The sequence below is a fragment of the Paenibacillus sp. RRE4 genome (genome assembly GCF_031844205.1).
GTDB classification, from domain to species: Bacteria; Bacillota; Bacilli; order Paenibacillales; family Paenibacillaceae; genus Paenibacillus; species Paenibacillus xylanexedens_B.
In genome coordinates this window covers 75113-94366 of the sequence record NZ_JAUZUT010000005.1, presented here as the reverse complement: position 1 = coordinate 94366, position 19254 = coordinate 75113, and the positions used below count along the sequence as shown (strand labels likewise).

Sequence of the window (19254 nt, the reverse complement as noted above, 5' to 3'; positions counted from 1 at the left end):
TCGTTTTATTCTTCTAAAAACAAAATCCCTCTTCATCTACTTGTTCTACACTTTTTTTGAAATCAGTTAATTCAGTAAGGAGTTCTTGCGGGTTCATTACGACTTTCATAATCAGTTGCTTATACATTGCTGCGTACCTCATAACTGTTGATTCATTGTAATAAGATAAATTGTATTCAACTGATAAATCTATGGTATCCGTGGCATCCATAATGCAGAACTGCAAATCGACTTGAGTTTGATGGTTTAGGTAATTGTATACTGACACAGTACAATCGTTTAAAGAAGGCGAATTCTTCTTATTCTGATATGTAAACATAGTATCAAATAACATCCTTTCGCCATTCAAGCCTAGTTTGGTAACGAGCCAATCATATTGATAAGCTCGATGATTAAGTACAGCAATATTATTTCTAGAAACATTGGCAACAAAATTGTCAAATCCAATTTGTGGAGATACCTTGTTACTTACGGGCATCACATTAACAAACATACCTACAACATGATGCAATTCTGCTTGATTTCTCCCATCTAATGGCACTCCGATAGTCACATCCTCGATACCTGTATAACCTGAGAGAAGAACATTATAAACTGAAAATAATAAAGTATAAGGCGTTGTTTTTAGTTTCTGAGCGATTTCCCTGATCTGTAGGGTCAATTCCACGTCAAAATGAACAGTTATCTTTTTCCCATCCATATTGGTAGATATCCCTACAATATTGTCTTTAGGCAAAATACATTTCGAATTGGCTTCTTGCATTTGATTTAGCCAAAACAATTCCATCTCGAAATATTTCTTGGAATTTTCTTTTAAACTATGCTGCCATGCTGTATAGTCCCTATATTGCAACGAAAGTTCTGGCAATGGTTCACCACGATATATCTTTGCAAATTCTTCAATTAAAATTTCAGATGATGTTCCATCAGAAATAATATGATGCATATCTACAAAAAGAAAGTAATTATCATCTCCAAAACTCACCAAACGTAGACGGAGTAATGGCGATTTACTTAAATCAAATGGTTGGATAAAATCCCGGATCATCTCCTCAATATTTAATTGAATACCGCAATCATATTCAATTTCAACGGAAACATCGTCGGAGACTATTCGGACTATTTCACCATTATGATAGTCAAATCGGCTCCTCAACGATTCATGTCTACAGATTAGTTTTTGGAAAATATTTGATACTTTCAACTTGTCTAAATCACCTTGCAATTGCAAGAACGTTGGCATATTGTAATTCGTGTTGTCTGGATTCATTTGTTGAAGAATGTACATTCTGCTCTGTTCAGCTGATAATGGGTAGTAATTGCTTGGCTCAACTGTAGCTATGCCATGGAGTTCTTGGAATTTGCTTTTTTCAACAACAAGTGATTGTGCTTCAATCGTTGTATTTCGAAATAACTCCAGAAAAGGTATGTTTGCACTAAATGCTTTGTTAATTTCATCGGCTATTCTAATTGCATCAATGGAATGCCCACCTAGCTCAAAGAAGTCATCTCGGATTCCAAATTCCTTTACATGAAGTAAAGTTTCGCTCCAAATGGAATGAATCTGTTCTTGAAGTTCATTTTGAGGAGTATCATAAAATAATCGGTTGTTAATGTTTAGATCTGGAATTGGCAAAGACTTACGGTCAAGCTTACCATTATAGGTGTAAGGAAGTCGCTGAATATCTAGACAATAGTTTGGAATCATGTAACTTGGCAATCGTTGCGATAAATACATACGTAATTCCTTGCTATTAATCTCTTTCAAATTCTCTATATATGCATAAAGCACATTTATCCCATTTGAGTCACTACCTATAACAACAGCCGACTTAATACTTAAATCATAGCTATTAATAACCTCCTCGATCTCTTCCAATTCAATACGATATCCTCTTATCTTTGTTTGCTGATCGGATCTTCCAATAATCTCTATTGATCCGTTAGGAAGCCATCTTGCTAAGTCACCAGTACGGTAAATCTTTTCACCGGGATAAAATGGATTATTTATAAAACGTTCACTAGTTAAAATTTCCTGATTTACATATCCCACAGCCAGCCCATTACCACCAATACATAGTTCGCCAATCACTCCGATTGGAACCAGTTTTTGAAATTCACTCAAAATATAAATTCTTGTGTTAGCTATTGGTCTTCCGATATCAACCGTATTTGCCATAGTTAAATTAGCTACTGTAGACCATACTGTCGTTTCAGTTGGACCATACATATTAAATATATTTGCTTCCACCATATTTTTAAGCTCTTTCAATAAGCTTGTCGGGAAACTTTCGCCTCCTATTAAAATATTTTTTATCGCATTAAATTTTTGTCGATCTGCGTACTTCAGGAAAAGTTTAATTCTCGATGGAGTAGACTGAAGAATATGAATCTTATGTTTGTGAACTAGTTGAGCAACAAATGTCGGATTTAATTGATTTTCTTCGGTAGCTATAATGACTTTCATTCCTCTAGCAAGCGGAATTAATGATTCCATTATGAATATGTCGAATGCTACTGTTGTCAAGCAAAGAATCGATTCACACTCTTCATACGGAATACTTTTGCCCATAGCGAAGAAAAGATTAGTAAGTGATCCATGAGTTATCATAACTCCTTTAGGTCTGCCCGTTGAACCGGAAGTATACATGACATAAGCCAAATCGCTTGGCCTTGTCATCAGATTTATATCACTTTTATCAAATTGATATTGATCAAGCTCGTCTATTCTAATGACTTTTTTAGAGTCATACTCAAGATTTTGGTTCGTGACTATATATTTCGTGCCAGAGTCCGTTAACATATAGTTCATTCTATGACTAGGCAATTGAGGATCTATCGGTAAATAAGCCCCTCCCGCTTTCAGTATTCCTAGAATCGCCACAATCATATCAGGGGATCTGTCTATGATAACTCCAGCCAGATCCTTAGGATCAAAGCCAATCGATACTAGCATTCGAGCAAGAACATTAGATCTTTCATTTAATTCCCTATAAGTTAAGCTATGCTCCCCGCATATCAATGCAATTTGGTCTGGTCGTTTTACTGATTGCTGCTGAATATACTGATGCAATGCTACCTCCGAAGGAATATCCATAAAAGTATCGTTGAAAGTTTCTAAAATTTTATTTTTTTCTTCTTCGGTAATGCCTTCAATATCTCCTATACGGATATTAGGATTATTGATAACCTGACTTACAATATGGATGAAATTCCCAATAATTCGTTCTACATCTATACCATCAAATTTTTGAGGATTAAACTGAACATGAAGTTTTATATCTTTACCCGGGTACACAAAAAGATTGAAATCATAGGTAGATTGCTCATTTACCTCCATATTACTAAACTTGAGTTTAGTTTCATTTTCAACTTCTTCCATCCAGTCAGTTGATGGATTATTTTGAAACACTACTATATTGTTTATCAGATTTTGTTTTTGTTTTGTTTGCGTCTGAATTTCAAACAGTGGCGAAGTACTAAATTCGGTCGATGATATTAATTGCTCTTGCAAAGAATTTATAACATCAACAAAGCGATCTTCTGGATCGCACTTCACACGTACAGGTATCGTATTAATAAATAATCCGATCATCGTTTCTATTCCATATATTTCAGCAGGTCTTACTGAGACAACACTACCGAATACAACATCATAACAATTGTTATACAGTTGAAGAAGAATGCCCCACGCGCTTTGAATCAATATATTGGTGGTAACTTTACTCTTTCTGGATATTTCATAGATAGATCTAGTCAAGACGTCTCCGAGTTCATATATCCTATATTCGTTAGAAATAGTCGCTCCCTTTTCGAGATTAGATACTGTGATTTTTCCTGGAAGATCTGTTTGTAAATCATATCCACTTAGCAATCCCGTCCAATAATTCAAAGCAATTTCGCTTTCTCTCCTTTCTATCCACTTAATATATTTACGGAACGAAATAGGATTTGATAGACTTTTTCCGTAGTACAAGTCCAAAGTTTCTTTGGCGACAATAGACATACACCAACCATCCATTAGAATATGGTGAAAACTCCAAATAAAATCGTATGATTCCTCACTTGTGCGAATGATTGTCAGTCTCATGAGTGAACCCCGCTCTAAATCAAAACCTTTGTCTTTATCTTGTTCAGCATATGATTCAACAATAAGTGAATGACTTGTATCAGTTTTGTCTGAAATATCTATAAAATTAAACTCTGCAACTTTACTCTTGAATACCACTTGAACCGGTTCATCGGGCGTACTAAAAAAGTTTGTTCTTAGAATTTCATGACGCTCTATCATAAGATTAAGACTTTGTTCAAACTTAGGAATATCGAGCTTACCGTAAAGTTTAAATCTGGATTGGACAAAATTCGCACTGGATATCTCATTCACTAGGCCATGGAAAAACATTCCCTTTTGCATAGGTGTCAAAGCATAAATATCTTCTATTTCAATTAATTGTAATATAGCTTCGTTTTGATTATTGTTACTTCGAAGTCTATCAGATATTTTGTTAAGAAAGAGATCATTAAGTATAAGCTCATCTGTTTTAACACTATTTCCTGTTGGCGATCCTTTCTCAGATTTTGTTTTAGAGATGGGCTTGATATGTTGACTGAGCTCAGAAATAACTGGATACTTAAAGATTGTTTTCAATTCAACTTCATAACCTTTTTGATACAATTTCGAGAGGGTCTTCATTGCTTTAATCGAATCTCCACCAAGGTCAAAAAAGTCATCCCAAATCCCTATTGCTGAGGTTTTTAACACTTCTCCCCAAACTTCAAACAATAAAACTTCTTCTGGTGTTAATGACTTGTTATTTGAATTTAGATGTATTAATTTATTTTCAACATGTAGAGCCTGCACCGCTCCATCGTTCTTGTTCTCGCCATAGCTAGGATGTAAATCCACATCAATAGATGAGATGTTCATATGTGCATCTACCAATACCGCATCAATTAACGAAAGGAAGTTCTGAATAAATTGTCTTATAGTTTTTTCTTTGAACAATGAAGTTGCGTACTCAATAGTACATTCCAGTTCGCTAACCGATTCAACAGCGTATAAAGTGATATCAAATTTAGAATTACTTTGTTCTATTGTTAGTGGGACAAATCCCAGATCACTTAATTTAGGTGTGGTTTTGTCCGTGTTGTCCATATTATGCATTACAAACATTGTATCAAACAATGGATTTCGGCTTCGATCTTGGACTATATCTAACTTAGTGACTAGTAATTCGAAAGGATATTCTTGATTTTCATATGCTTCGATTGTATTCTTCCTCACTGCCATCAAATGCTGAGTGAATGTCATCTCCGGATTAAGATTAATACGCAAAGCTAATGTATTAACGAATAGACCAACAACATTATCTAACTCTGGTAATAGTCTCCCCTCAATAGGGGCTCCCACTACTATATCTCTTTGACCAGAGTATTTATGCAACAAACAAGTGTAAAGCGATAAAACCATCATATAAAGTGTAGAATTCACACCTGCTGCCAGTTGTTTTAAACCCCTAATTCTTCTCGAGTCAATAACAAATTTGACTGAGCTACCTTCATAGTTTTGGATTTTTGGTCTAGAAAAATCCGTGGGCATAGCTAATGACTGAACAGGCTCCCGGAAAACGTTCATCCAATATGCTTCCTGCTTTTTTATCTTATCACTCTGATCGTAGATTCTCTTCCACTCTACATAATCTTTATACTCAATTGTTCGTTTATCAAGATGGTTGTTATTATAAAGTTGTGTAAACTCCTTAATTAATATACTAATGGAGCGTCCATCTGATATTACATGGTGGATGTCAAATAATAAAAGATACCGCTCTAACTCTAGCTCTACGAGGGTAGCTCGAATTAGGGGGGGGATATTAAGATCAAACGGTCGAACAAAACTCTTTATTATTTCGCTAACCTCATTTTCTTTGGTCTGATAGAAGTCTAATTCAAACTTTATTCCTGAGTGAATTCTCTGAACAAGCTCCCCCTCAACAATCTCGAAACCTGTTCGTAAAGCATCGTGTCTATCAACTATTGTTTGTAATATCCATTTTATTTTGCTAACATCTATCGAACCATTGATTTCGAAACCACCAGAAATATTGTAGCTACGTTTCATTTCCTCCTTCTGACTCAAAATATACAGCCTTTTTTGTGCTGAAGAGGCAGGATAATATGATTTCGGCTCCGCTGTCTGAATAGTTTCATGTAATGATTCTTTATTGGACACAATTACCCCTGCAAGCTCGTTGATCGTAGGGTTTTGGAAGATGATAGAGTAACTCAAACTAACTCCCAATCTCTTGTTTATTGTTGAAACCAATTTCGTTACGTGCAGAGAGTGAGTACCTAAATCAAATATATTCTCTTTTACACCTACATTATCTACACCGATAATATCACGAATAATATCTACCAATATTACTTCAGTCCACGTTTTAGGGGGTGAAATGGTTCTTTTCACATCAATTCTGACTGGTTTAGGTAACATTTTACGATCGATTTTACCATTGGAATTGAGTGGCCATTTTTCTAAACATATAAAATAGAATGGAATCATATAATCCGGTAAGTATTTCTTTAAATATTTCCGTAAATTCATTTCATTTATTTCGTTTACAGCTATATAATAGGCACAAACTTCTGTTTCTCCATACTCATTTGTAATAGAAGTAACGATGGATTCTGTAATGTCATTATGTCTAATTAACTGATTTTCAATTTCTCCTAGCTCAATACGATATCCTCGCACTTTTATTTGGTAATCTAATCGCCCAGTTAAGTGGACTAGACCTTCAGGCAACCATTTACCTTGATCCCCCGTTTTGTATAGCATCTGTCCTGGCTTGAAGGGATGCAGAATAAACTTTTTCTTTGTAAGTTCCTCATCTTTGAAATATCCACTTGCTAAGCCATCACCGGATATACATATCTCCCCTGGAAACCCGATAGGTTGAACTTTCCCCGCTCTGTTGATGACTATGACTTCAGTATTATTCGAAGGATTTCCAAGTGGGACACTTATTAATGTTTGTTTAGGAATAATATAATGTAAAGTATCGTCCGAGCATTCCGTTTGGCCGTATGCATTAACTAACTTTACCGTGTAACGTTGATAAAACTCTTTTACAAGATTAGCTGAAACCTTTTCTCCCGTTAGAACAAGGTATTTCAATGATTCCAAGTCATTTATCCCCCAAGAATCTGCTGTTCGGTGAAGATAGGCTTGGAGCAGTGAAGGAATAACTTCAACAATTGTAACACCATGATTTGAAACATTTCTCATTAAGAGCATTGGGTCCCGTATAACCTCTTGGGGAAAAACGATTAATTTGGCACCAATAAATAAAGGTGATAACACCAGCCATATTGACGCAACAAAATTCGTGTTTAAGCTATGACCCAAAATATCACTAGACTCAATATTTAGTAATCGAATTTTGGTAAATGCGTGGTTTATGACTCCTTTATGATGAAGTATAACACCCTTAGGTTTACCCGTTGAACCGGAAGTAAAAATAAAGAACGCTTTATTGTTATGTTCACTTACTCGTGTATCAATATTGTTTGTGTCTATCTCTGAATTAAATATATCATCAATTACAATTAATTGTCTTTTATCTTCATAAATAGAAGATTCCAACTCATGTGAGGTAAGAATTATGTTTGTTTCACTTTCTTTAATTAATAGATTGATTCGCTCTCTAGGAGCTGAGATATCTAACGGTAAACAAACGCCACCCGCCTTTAGTATTGCAAAAATGGCTACGAACATCTCAATTGATCGATTAAGGTAGATGCCAACTGGTTCTCCCTGTTTTAACCGGTGCTCGTTAATTAGATTTCTGGCAACTTGATTGCTTTTTTCATTTAGTTTTCCATATGTTATACTTTCGTTATCACACACAATTGCGATTTCATCGTTTTTTTTCTGAACTTGTTCTTGAAAAAGCACATGAATCTGCTTATGATCAGGATATTCCTTTTGAGTATTATTAAAATATTGATATAGTTCCATTTCTTGTTTATCAATTATATTAATGTTGTCGATTGTTTCATTAGGACTCTCAATAATAAACTTAATAATTGTTTTAAGATGTTTAGCTAGTAAAGATACATCCTTATCACTAACATACTCAGCATCACATGTAAAATGAAATCGAAGCCGTTCTTGCGGGAATACAGACATCATTAATTTATACTGGCTTTTCTCGAAAACGCTATCAACATTCATTTCAAAAGAAATATCTTTAAAAGCACTTTCGTCAATAGGGTAGTTCTCTATAACCACAATAGAATCAAAAAACTCATCACCAGTCTGAACTCCCGCTATTTCCTTAAGCTTTACAAGCGATGCATGTTCGCAGTTCGTTCTAGCTTGGATATGACTTTGCATTTCTCTGACCGCTTTTTCTCCACTCACATCTGCATAACGAAACCGTACAGGAAGCGTATTTATCAATAGGCCAACCATGTTTTCTATTCCCGTCAAGTTCATATTGCGCCCTGAACAAACGGTTCCAAAACATACCTCGTTACTATCTGTAAAGCGTTGAAGAAGTATCCCCCAACAACAATAAATAATACTGGCGACAGAGAGTTCCTTATCTTTTGCAAAAGCGTAGACAGCGGATGAGAGCCTTTCATCAAACTCGACTTGATATGTAAGTGGAGTTTTTGAGTAATTAAATTTTTTTTCTGTAAAAATAGGATGAAATTCCATTTCATCTAAATAATCTTTCCAAAAATCCATTTGATCATTTTCATCGTTATTTACAAATTTTATATATTCTTTATATCTTAGCTTTACCTTCATGTCTTCGCAGCTTCTATCAATATCATTAGAATAATAATGAATGAAGTCCTTCATAAGGATAGATAAACTCCAACCGTCCAGTAAAATGTGATGATAACTGAGAACTAATAAGTGTTGCTCCTCTTCAAACTTGCATAAGGATATTTTGAATGGTACATTCTTCAGATCTATTTCATTCCTATCATTCATCTTAAGGATTTCGATCTCATTATCTGATGCTACCCTTGCATCTGTTAAGTCATTGTAGGTGAAGTTAACTCTATTTTTTTTCAATATAATCTGTATCGGGGAAGAAAGTGATTCCCAACGATATATTGTTCTCAAGACCTCATATTTTTCAATAACTTTATTCCATGCATCTTCAACCATATCGGTGTTAATTACTCCCTGAATGCGAAAGCTTATTTGTTCCAAATATAGATCACTAGCAGGATCCTTAATATAGTGATATAGCATACCTTCTTGCAAAGGAGAAAGTGGAATAACATCCTCTATATTATCTACTAAACGAAAGTCCTTCATTTCTCTGCCTCCCTTTACTAGATAGTTTGCATTCTCTGTAACTCTTTATCTGAATGCTTAACGATTCGATTTGACTCATCCAAAACAGCAATATTTGGGGAAAATGTTCCGATTTGGTTGATATCTACCAACATATAAGCCATAATAATTACTACATCGCCCACTTGTGCTAATCGAGCTGCAGCACCATTCAAACAGATAATACCACTCCCCCGGTTACCAGCTATTACATATGTTTCAAATCTAGCTCCATTATTATTATTTACAATTTGTACTTTCTCCGATACTGAAATGCCCGTAGCATCCAAAAGATCTTCATCTATTGTAATACTTCCAACATAATTTAAGTTCGCTTCTGTAACTCTCCCATTGTGTAATTTAGCATACATCATCGTTTTAAACATTAATTTCACTCTCCAATTTATTTATTTTTGCTGATATATTTTGAATACAAGAAATATGCCATTATTCTCCAACCATTCTTTTTGAGTAAATAATCACGTTTAGGCCCTCTCCACCAAAAGTTCAATGAAATCGTTTTTTCCATAGCAAGCGTTTCAACAAAATGCCACCAAAATATGGGGATGAATAACATTTCTCCTTCTTTTAGTATCACTTCAATAGGAGTAGCATCTTTTGCTTTTGGGTACTTCTCATAATCGGGATTGATTAAATTAAATGGACTTAGGTTCATGCTTTTAGATCGAATATTATACATATTTCCGTATAGATTATCAGTCATTGAAGGGGGAAATAGAAGCACTCTCTTCTCCCCTTTAATCTGAGTCAGAAAATTTGAAGAAAAATCATAATGTATAGGATTGATATTCCCCCCCGATCCAATCCAAAGATTTGTTTGTACTTTGGATGCCCGTCTCGGTATACACTCGGGTATATTAAAATCCTCAAGCAACATTGGTGACAAATTCTCAACTGTTGCTGCCTCAAGATAATAATAAATTTTTTTTTCTTTTTCATCATTCAATAAACGTATAAAATCCATAAAGGGTATATGCATTTGCTTATACTTCCATCCCTTGTCTGGATTAACAACCGTTTTATCTTTTGAAATCGTTACCGTTACTCTTTTGTTACCGATTACCTTCTCTAGATATCCTTCTTCCAACCATTTACTTCTTGCAGGCCACTCATCTGCAAGACCAGTTATGATTACAGGCCTATTTTTCTTAAGATATTCTTTTATAAATATTTCCTTTCGGAGATACTGAAATCTATCAATTTTCATTATTATCTTTTTCTTCCTTTCGATTAAATTAATTAATTACTTTCGTTAAGTATTCGCTACCTAATTTCATTTTGTGTGACAGGAAAGAGTACACGAGAGAGTTTACTGTCTAAGAAAACCTCAATCGAGATGCCCTCCCAATTTTATAGTCTTCTTTTATTTGGATACTTATTTCTCCCCTTATAAGCTTTGCCTGATTAATCAATATGTTTCGAATTGTAATTAACATATTGATTTTATTAAGGACACCTACAAAGGAAGGACTTTATTGACTTATTTAAAAAGAAAAGCTTTGAATTAAAGTTCTTCCGAAAAATTATTGAGGTGGATATTTGTATTATCTATTGGATCAAAATAAGTTATTACCATTTTTATGAATTAAAATATTTAAAAGCGAGTAAAGCTTCTCCACTAGGCAGAAAATCATTTGCGTCCACCTTAGTCCCCGTTACCTCCTTAAGTTTTCCCATCTCAAATTTCATGATTTGATCAGCAACGCCGTAATATTGATCATCGTGCGTGATCGCGATTATGCCTTTCCCTTTTGCTCTCAAATTAGGCAGCAGCTCGGTGTAAAAGAATCTTCTGAATTCCGGATCTTGATCTGCAGCCCACTCGTCGAAGAACAAGAAAGGTCGATCGTCCAAATAACTCATGAACAAAGCTAGTCGTTTTCGTTGCCCCGCAGATAGGTCAATTGTACTGAACTCATTGTTCAGAACGGTAACCTTCTCTTCCAATCCCAGCAAGGTTAGATAACGATTTACTTCAGAGTCGCGTCCGGTTGTATCAATCCCATATAGCTTCTCGAACAAGTGGTAATCGCTAAACACCGGAGAGAACACCTCGCCAATATCTGCTGGACTCGCAACATGTCCGTCAATGTGAATGTTCCCAGCGGCCGGTTCGTACAAGCCCGTTAACAACTTACCAAATGTTGTTTTCCCGCTTCCGTTTCCACCTGTGATGAATACGATTTGTCCTTTCGCGAAGCTACAGCTGATGGGCCCGATTTCGAATGTGGAAGAATCTCCCCCATATTGAAAAGCTACATCGATCAAATCTATTTTTTGTGCTTCCCTTCGATCAACTGCTGTAATCTCTTCCTTGGAGGGTGCAATACTCGATACTTCATGAAGGAGATCGTTAATCCGCTTCCAGCTAATCTTCATTTGGGTAGCTTGCGGAATGCAGTTAAGAATGCCATTAATGGGTCCTGTCATATACAGGAAAACAAAAACGAAACCCCTCAGGGTTTCGCTCAATATATCCTTGAATAGCATAGGCAGTAAGAAGGCGATGCTACCGATCACGATTGTAAACAGAAGTTCTCCAAGGACAAACACGTTAGCAAAGGCGATATCCCCTTGTGCACGCTTCTGCCGGTAAGCACTGCTAATTTCGTTCATATCTTCTCGAAACTCCTTGCGTTTACGAGTCGACATGCTTAGCTCCTTAAAACCGTAAATTAAATGATTGATAAACCGGAAAAACGCATTTTGCATATCTCTTGTTTCTTCCCATATGCGTTCCGCTTGACGAGACACGATTGCGTAAGCGCATACAGCCAGTCCGATTAATAGAACAGATATGAGAAGACCTGGCAAGCTTAACGTACCAAGATATACAAGGCAACAAATCAATGTAACAAGGTTTGTAAGTCCTCCTATAACCACGTTGATGGAAGTGCTTACGACTTCTGTGTCATTATTCAGACTGGCCATGATCTTATCTCTACCGTACTTCTCGACAGTCTGATATCTGGAACGCAGAATCGTATCGATGATCTGCATTCTCTTGCGGTACAAATTGTCGTTCGTGATGACGATTAATCGTTTCCTTAGTAGACGTTGACCCGCAACATAAAATAATAAACCAATTCCAAAGTAATAGATTAACCCCACTGGCCATTGATCACCATTCATTCGAACCAATTGCTGGTTAATGACAAAGATCAAGAAAGCATTTCCGAATCCGCTCATGATACTCATTAGAGTGATATTGACTAGCGAATTGTTATTCTGCTTCACGAAGAGAATGGTGCCTGCTAGATATAAATAATATATCAGTGCTGTTGCCGATATAGCTATAATCGCTGATGGAATACTCAACGGTCCCCACACCAGTACAAACTTCCAAGGCAGTCCGGAGAACATGACATCCGGAAGGAAATAGATCGCAATTAACAAGCTTAGAACAAAAGCCGCTCCGGAGACAATGAATAGGATGCGCTTGAATGATACTCCAACATAGCGTCGGATACCTCTAAGAATCTCTACCACCAGCCTGGCTAACATCCATAACGATAATAGTCCAATACCAATAAAGAGAACCGTTACTGAAGATGACATCTTATCAATTTTTTTATAGAAATCGGAATTAAGGCTTGTTACTTCCTGATGCAACAGCATTCTCATCACATTATGGCCGATCAGATTCGTATAGTCTGAATTGGCATTCGCCATGACAACTACGGCAATCCCATCATTCGGCCGGAATCCAAAGTACGACGAGTAATTAGGGTTAGCGCCTAGATGCGACAATTCACCGCTACCGATTTGAAAGACGGACCACCCCATTGCATAGGAGCTCCCGTCCATGGACGGATAGACGGATCGATCCGGGACTTGCGATTTTGCGACCAGTTTCTTTAACCTCTCGGGTATATCTTCAACGATCCCAAGCTGTATTTGTAACCAGCGCACCATATCATTCTTCGTCGTGATTAGGTATCCTGCTGGCGTATTTCCTGTGTAGAGAGGAGCCGAGTAATCCCGATAACGATAGAAGGCTGGTTTGTAACCTTTCGCTAAATTCGGTACTTGGTCGTACTCGTCGTAAAAGACAGAACCGTTCAAATCCATTGGCTTGAGAATGTGCTCTCGGATATAATCCTGATAGGTCTGTCCAGATACGGTTTGTATGATATAGCCGAGTATGTCGTAATTAATGGTCGCATACTCGAATCGCTTCCCCGGTTTCTCGACAAGCTCGGTACCGACCAGCCTCCTTACTGTTTCTTCCAAGGCGGTTGGCGAATCTTCCGTAGGGATATCTCCGATCGTGTTATATGGGATGCCCGATGTATGGTGCAATAGCTGACCAATGGTGATTGCCTCTCGTTTGCCCTCGAATTCCATATGGAACCAGGGAAGATAAGCTTCTACCGTATCGGTCAACTTTAATTTGCCTTCGTCCTCCAGATTCAAAATTCCAAGAGCGGTAAAGGCCTTCGTAGTCGAACCTAGCTCAAATCTCGTTTGATTGGTGACAGGCAGTTTCTTCTTTACATCCGCATATCCGAAGTTGCGATCGTAAGCTACCTGTCCTTCCTGCACAATGGAGACCGCCAGACCGGGAATACCTGATTCCTCCATAAGCTTTACAATATACCCATCGATTTCTTGAATGAGCTTATCGTCTATTGCGCTCGCTCCCGCTACGGGGGCTCCCCATATCTGAACGCACCATAATAAGACGATGCCAATTAAGATCTTGGCCTTATTTCTGTACATTGTTATACCTCGCTTACGACGACATGTATTTCGATAAAACAGCTCCGGACACTACCTTCTCCAAAACCTGCGTGTTACCTTCGATAATCTCCAATACTTTCGCTTCCCTGAACAATCGCTCTGCCTTGAAATCGGAATGAAGGCCATTGGCTCCATGAAGTTGAACAGCATCTGTACATACTTTCATCGCTACACGGGAGGAAAATATTTTGGCCATAGTGGTCATCATGATCCCTTCCGGATCACGACTGCCTCTCAATTCCCCCGCACGTATACAATAAGACCTTGCGGCCTCAACATCTATCGTTGCGTTAGAAATAATAGTTTGAACTGACTCAAACTCGCATAATTTTTTACCGAATTGACTTCGGGTTCTCGTGTATTTCACCATTTCCTCAAGAGCAGCTTGAGCAATAGCGACCCCAGCCCAAGCAATGCTATAACGTCCATGGTCTAGTGCATGATTGACAACGTACGTAAACCCGCTTCCCACCTTCCCCAGCACATTGCCAGCGGGAACCTCAACATGATCGAGTTCGATTTCCGCTAGGTGCGTGGCTCTTCCCGCCAGCATGCCGGAAATTGGGGTTGAGCAAAGACCTTTAGATTCCCGCTCGACTAGAAATGCCGTGATGCTCTCGCTAGATTCGTCTTTTGCGATAGTAAGAAAGACATTTGCGATACCACCGAAAGAAATCCACTTCTTCCTGCCATTCAGGATATACCCATCTGCTGTTCGCCGGTATGTCGTTTGGATTCCTTTAGCGTCAGACCCCGTGTCGGGTTCAGATAGCGCGAATGCGCCCAGTACGCTACCTGCACTAATTAGCGGCAACCATTTATCCTTTTGATTCGCTGTTCCCCATCTGGATATCGATTCTCCGACAAGCGTGGAGTGAACTGTGATTAATGTACGAACAGCAGAACACGACTTCCCAATAATTTCGGTAAACTTGCCATAATTCACAGGAGAAAGCTCTAGGCCCCCATATTTGATAGGAAGATTGGCTGACAAATACTTCTTCTCCGCAAGTTTATCTATCATCTCTCTTGGAAGCATCTCGCTTCTGTCAAAGGAAGTTGCATAGGGATCGATGTTATGTTTAACGAATTGCTCTGCTTCTTTAAGAAAATGCTCCTGATGATCGACCATAGCTACATCCCCGTACGTTTTTGCTCAACGAAACGAAGGATGTTACGGACGGAACTAAAATTCGCGATATCCAGGTCATCGCCTTCGACGGTGATCCCGAATTCGCGTTCTACGAATCCAACCATCTCCATTGCGAATAGAGAATTAACGAATCCCATCTGAAAAATATGGTCTTCATCGGTAAATGTTGCGTCATCATCAAAGACAACTAGATGTTTTCCAATAAACCCTCTAATTAATACTGCTGCTTCTGAATGTTCCATGGCCGTCACCTTTCTTTAACGATGATACGAATATACTCCGGATATTTTTGCACGACCGATAAATCATTCTCCAAGAGCAAAAGTTCCCCGTCTTCTCGTACATCGATTTCTTTAAAATTTGCAAAGCGGTAAGTGATATACATCATTTTATTGCGATCTGTCTTTCTAAAATCCGCCAGCATTTTCTTACCATCTTGTTTGGCTTGATCCATCATGAAAGATAGCAGAATGGTGCCTACCCCTCTTGACATAACCCTGCATGACATGAGCAGGAGCTTGAGGTGCCAGTGCGTATCTGTAATTTCCGCCAATACCAATCCGATCTTCCCGTATGTTCCGTATTTATCCGTCAATTCGCATAGGTACAAACGATGACTGTCGCTCTGTCTAAATCGATTTAACTCATCGTGATCATATGTGACCCCCGTTGCGTTAAGCTGGTGTGTCCTGACCGTAAGCTCAGAAGCTCGGGCCAGATCCTCCTCCGTCGCAGGAGAGATCATAAATTCCATGTTCAGCTGAGATAAAAATTGCTCTTTCGGCCCGTTATACGTTTGTTCATCTTGTTTGCGTTGCATGTCATCCATATACATGGACCTTCTCCGAGCAGAATCTACAGTAATAAACTTGGGATTTAGCTCTGGAATATCCAAAAACGTTCTCCGATCGATAGTCTGCATGCAGAAAATATCCGGATGAACGCTCTTAACTTCATCCAATTCAAACATCTGATCGTCAATGAAGAGAATGGAGTCGAAGCCGATATTCAGTTCCCTTTGAATATTGCCGATCAGGATAGATTTAGCGTCCCATCCAATCTGCGGATATATGAACAAATGGTCTAAGCCCCGCTCTTTCAATGCCGTCATAGCGTGATTATAATCGTTCTTGCTGCAAACCGATTGTAGAATTCCCCGTTCGTCTAGCGTGTGCAAAATCTCTTCCATTCCCGGCTTGAGCCGAACTTGTTCGGATTCCAGCAAAGTACCATCCCATAACGTCTCGTCAAGGTCCCATACCACGCACTTAATTTCTTTTGTCATACGTATAGAATCCTTGCCCTGATTTTTTGCCTAACAGCCCAGCATCAACCATTTTTCTAAGCAACGGGCAAGGCCGATATTTAGGATCGTTGTAGCTGTCATGTAATACTTCTAGGGATTTCAATATCGTATCCAACCCGATCAAATCCCCCGTAGCAAGCGGGCCCATCTCATGACCGAATCCAAGCCGGAAAATTTTGTCGACATCCTGCGGTCGCCCAACTCGATCATGGACGAGCCAGATGCTTTCATTAATGGTAAGCATTAGAACACGGTTCGTTACAAAACCCGGGAAATCATTAACCACAACCGGGACTTTATTCATCGACTTCAAGAACGCGGTGACCGTCTCGACTGTCGCCTCCGAAGTGTGATGCCCTTTAATGACCTCAACCAAGGTTTTCATCGGAACCGGGTTCATAAAGTGCGTCCCCAATACGTTATCTGGCCTTTTCATTAGACCAGCAATTTTCGTTATTGATATGCAGCTGGTATTGACAGCAAACAACGTATCTTCATTGCAAACTTCCCTTAATTCCTCATACACTGCCTTCTTCACATTCCAGTCTTCCGTCACGTTCTCGATGACCAAATCGACATGACTTAACGCTTTATACTCCGTATGAAATTCAATTTTCTCATCGATTACATTCCAATCAAGACTTCGATATTTGGGACTCATCATCTTCATTAACGAGAACGTTTTTTTCATTTTTTCATCTGATTTGTCAAGTATCATTTCATCAATATCAACTATTACAACACGATAACCGTTACATGCAAGATCAAGGGCGACATCGCTCCCCATTACTCCAGCACCGACTATGCCGACCAGATTTATTTTCAAAGTAACCTCTCCTATTCCGAGATTGCCGTGAGTAATTTCATTTATCATTTTTCTGTAACCGCTTGCAATACACCTCTATATCCGTCCCTATCAATCCCTCAAGACTGACTAATTTACTTAACTTCTCCAAGATACCAGGCCAGATATGGCTTCCCATTCGATTCGTATAAAGTGTTTTTGCGACTACAGCTCGGACTTGAACCCACAAGTTTACGATTTCCTCCATTGTACCGAGTATGGAAGGATCGTCAATCAGCTTCGCCATCCGAATCTTTTCCACTTTTTTGCAGTTAATTATCTTATTCAAGCCTGCTACCACTTTTGAATAGTAGGTAGCCGAAGAGTACTGTTCTTCCTGCAGATGTTTTACTGTATCTTCAAACTTCTGCAATTGTGCTAGCCCTCTCTTATCTACATCTCCCACCTGCGAGGAATAGAGGTCCGACAGATGCTTTACTGCTTCTATCTTGCCGAACTCGCCCGATATCAACTCCTGCCCATCAAGCTCATGAATTTCATAGAATGTCAGATGACCTTCACTGATGAAATATTGCAAATACCCTCTGTACGCTTCTTGGAGATCATGATAGGAGAGCGATTGTTTCTCGTAAGAAAGGTTTTCTTTATGCTTGTGTTCAATGACTTGGAACGTTTGCTCATTGTCGTCAAACCCGTAAACCAACAAAGTATGAGGCCAATGTTCCTTGAGATACGTGTCTAATCGTATAGGCTCATAGTAACAATCCACCCATAATATGACTGGCCTGCCTTTTGATATCGCTGACTTGATGTCAGCGGTCACATCTTCGGATCGATGCTTTGTCAACGCCCCTAAGTACAAGCTCTCCACAAGCTCGGCAAAACTATGCTTTTGACGATAACGGCAACCAATTACCGCTTCGTTCGCATTCTGACTTAACTCATATACGATGTTCTCATTCAGAAAGAACGGAAGCTCATCCTTATGGAATGCCCTTATGATTGGAAAGAAGGAATTGTAGAAGCAATTATCAAAAAACAACTCATTATAGGGCTCAATTCCTTCTATTACGATTTGCATGTATAATAAGCCCCCCCAATAAACTGCATGCATGCATTTAGACGGTTTCGATTTACTTGCCCACCAATGTCTCATTAACGTATCGGATGACTTGCTCTTTATGATCGTGGATAAAGAAATGTCCTCCTTTAAACTCCAGCAATTTACACTTCGCGGAGGTATGGATGTTCCACTCTCCGTAATCGCTAAAGTCGTTGCTCAAAGGATCGTTATCGCCGAATAATACGGATACTTGAACGTTAATTTTGTTTCTCTCCACGTATCGATACGTATTGGCTGCCTTGATATCGTTTCGTATTACCGGCAGGAATAAATTAGAAAGCTCCACGTTCTCGAACACCTCGCTGGAGGTTCCTCCAAGTTTCAGAATTTCCTTAATGAAAGATGAATCATCCAATTCATGGTCAATTCGATATTGCTCCTTCTTATGCGGGGCGGTTTGACCAGATAGGAAAATATGCTCCGGGAGGCGCTTGTTCTCATCGATTAATCGTTGAACCAGTTCATATGCAAGAATAGCCCCCAAGCTATGTCCGAAGAAGGCATAGGGGCGGTCCTGCTGCTCCAATTGCAACTGTACGTATAGGTCGTCTACCATACCGGCTACGGAATCGAGTAATGGTTCTTCATATCTCCTGCCTCTACCCGAAAATTCCACCATTCTTAGAGCAATATCCGAGTGTAACTGATTTTTCCAGCTTCCGTATACGATTGCCGAACTGCCCGCGTAAGGTAGGCATAATAACTCTAGCTTCTCCATCATAGATCCCCTAATCAGCATTCATCC

The 19254-nt window shown here is 38.6% G+C and carries 10 protein-coding genes; all 10 read right to left on the bottom strand.

Translation table 11 applies throughout. From position 1 onward, the window contains the following. Positions 1-13 precede the first annotated feature (13 nt). The 10 genes from Q9R46_RS21755 to Q9R46_RS21710 all read right to left on the bottom strand — a co-directional run bounded on the left by Q9R46_RS21755 (position 14) and on the right by Q9R46_RS21710 (position 19230). Entirely contained in the window at positions 14-9340 is a 9327-nt protein-coding gene (locus Q9R46_RS21755) for a non-ribosomal peptide synthetase (RefSeq protein WP_311281736.1), read from the bottom strand. 17 nt (positions 9341-9357) lie between these two features. Beyond that, positions 9358-9744 (bottom strand): aspartate 1-decarboxylase, encoded by a 387-nt coding sequence (gene panD / locus Q9R46_RS21750; protein WP_311281735.1) that lies wholly within the window; start codon positions 9742-9744, stop codon positions 9358-9360. A gap of 17 nt (positions 9745-9761) precedes the next feature. Continuing rightward, entirely contained in the window at positions 9762-10586 is an 825-nt protein-coding gene (locus Q9R46_RS21745; RefSeq protein ID WP_311281734.1) for a cupin-like domain-containing protein, read from the bottom strand. A gap of 371 nt (positions 10587-10957) precedes the next feature. Beyond that, the gene (locus Q9R46_RS21740) at positions 10958-14101 is read right to left on the bottom strand and encodes a cyclic peptide export ABC transporter (RefSeq protein ID WP_311281733.1); all 3144 of its coding nucleotides are present in this window, start codon (positions 14099-14101) and stop codon (positions 10958-10960) included. 13 nt (positions 14102-14114) lie between these two features. Beyond that, the gene (locus Q9R46_RS21735) at positions 14115-15254 is read right to left on the bottom strand and encodes an acyl-CoA dehydrogenase family protein (RefSeq protein WP_123064851.1); all 1140 of its coding nucleotides are present in this window, start codon (positions 15252-15254) and stop codon (positions 14115-14117) included. A gap of 2 nt (positions 15255-15256) precedes the next feature. Then, entirely contained in the window at positions 15257-15517 is a 261-nt protein-coding gene (locus Q9R46_RS21730; protein WP_311281732.1) for an acyl carrier protein, read from the bottom strand. Positions 15518-15522: 5 nt separating this feature from the next. After that, complete coding sequence (locus Q9R46_RS21725) at positions 15523-16560, bottom strand: HAD-IIIC family phosphatase (protein ID WP_311281731.1); 1038 nt, start codon at positions 16558-16560, stop codon at positions 15523-15525. Beyond that, on the bottom strand, positions 16544-17407 hold the full coding sequence (locus tag Q9R46_RS21720; RefSeq protein WP_311281730.1) for a 3-hydroxyacyl-CoA dehydrogenase family protein: 864 nt from the start codon (positions 17405-17407) through the stop codon (positions 16544-16546). The genes Q9R46_RS21725 and Q9R46_RS21720 overlap by 17 nt, the downstream gene beginning before the upstream one ends. Positions 17408-17444: 37 nt before the next feature. Further along, positions 17445-18467: a BtrH N-terminal domain-containing protein gene (locus Q9R46_RS21715; RefSeq protein ID WP_311281729.1), complete on the bottom strand. Its 1023-nt coding sequence runs from the start codon at positions 18465-18467 to the stop codon at positions 17445-17447. Between the two features lie 52 nt (positions 18468-18519). Continuing rightward, positions 18520-19230 (bottom strand): thioesterase II family protein, encoded by a 711-nt coding sequence (locus Q9R46_RS21710; protein ID WP_311281728.1) that lies wholly within the window; start codon positions 19228-19230, stop codon positions 18520-18522. Positions 19231-19254 lie beyond the last annotated feature (24 nt).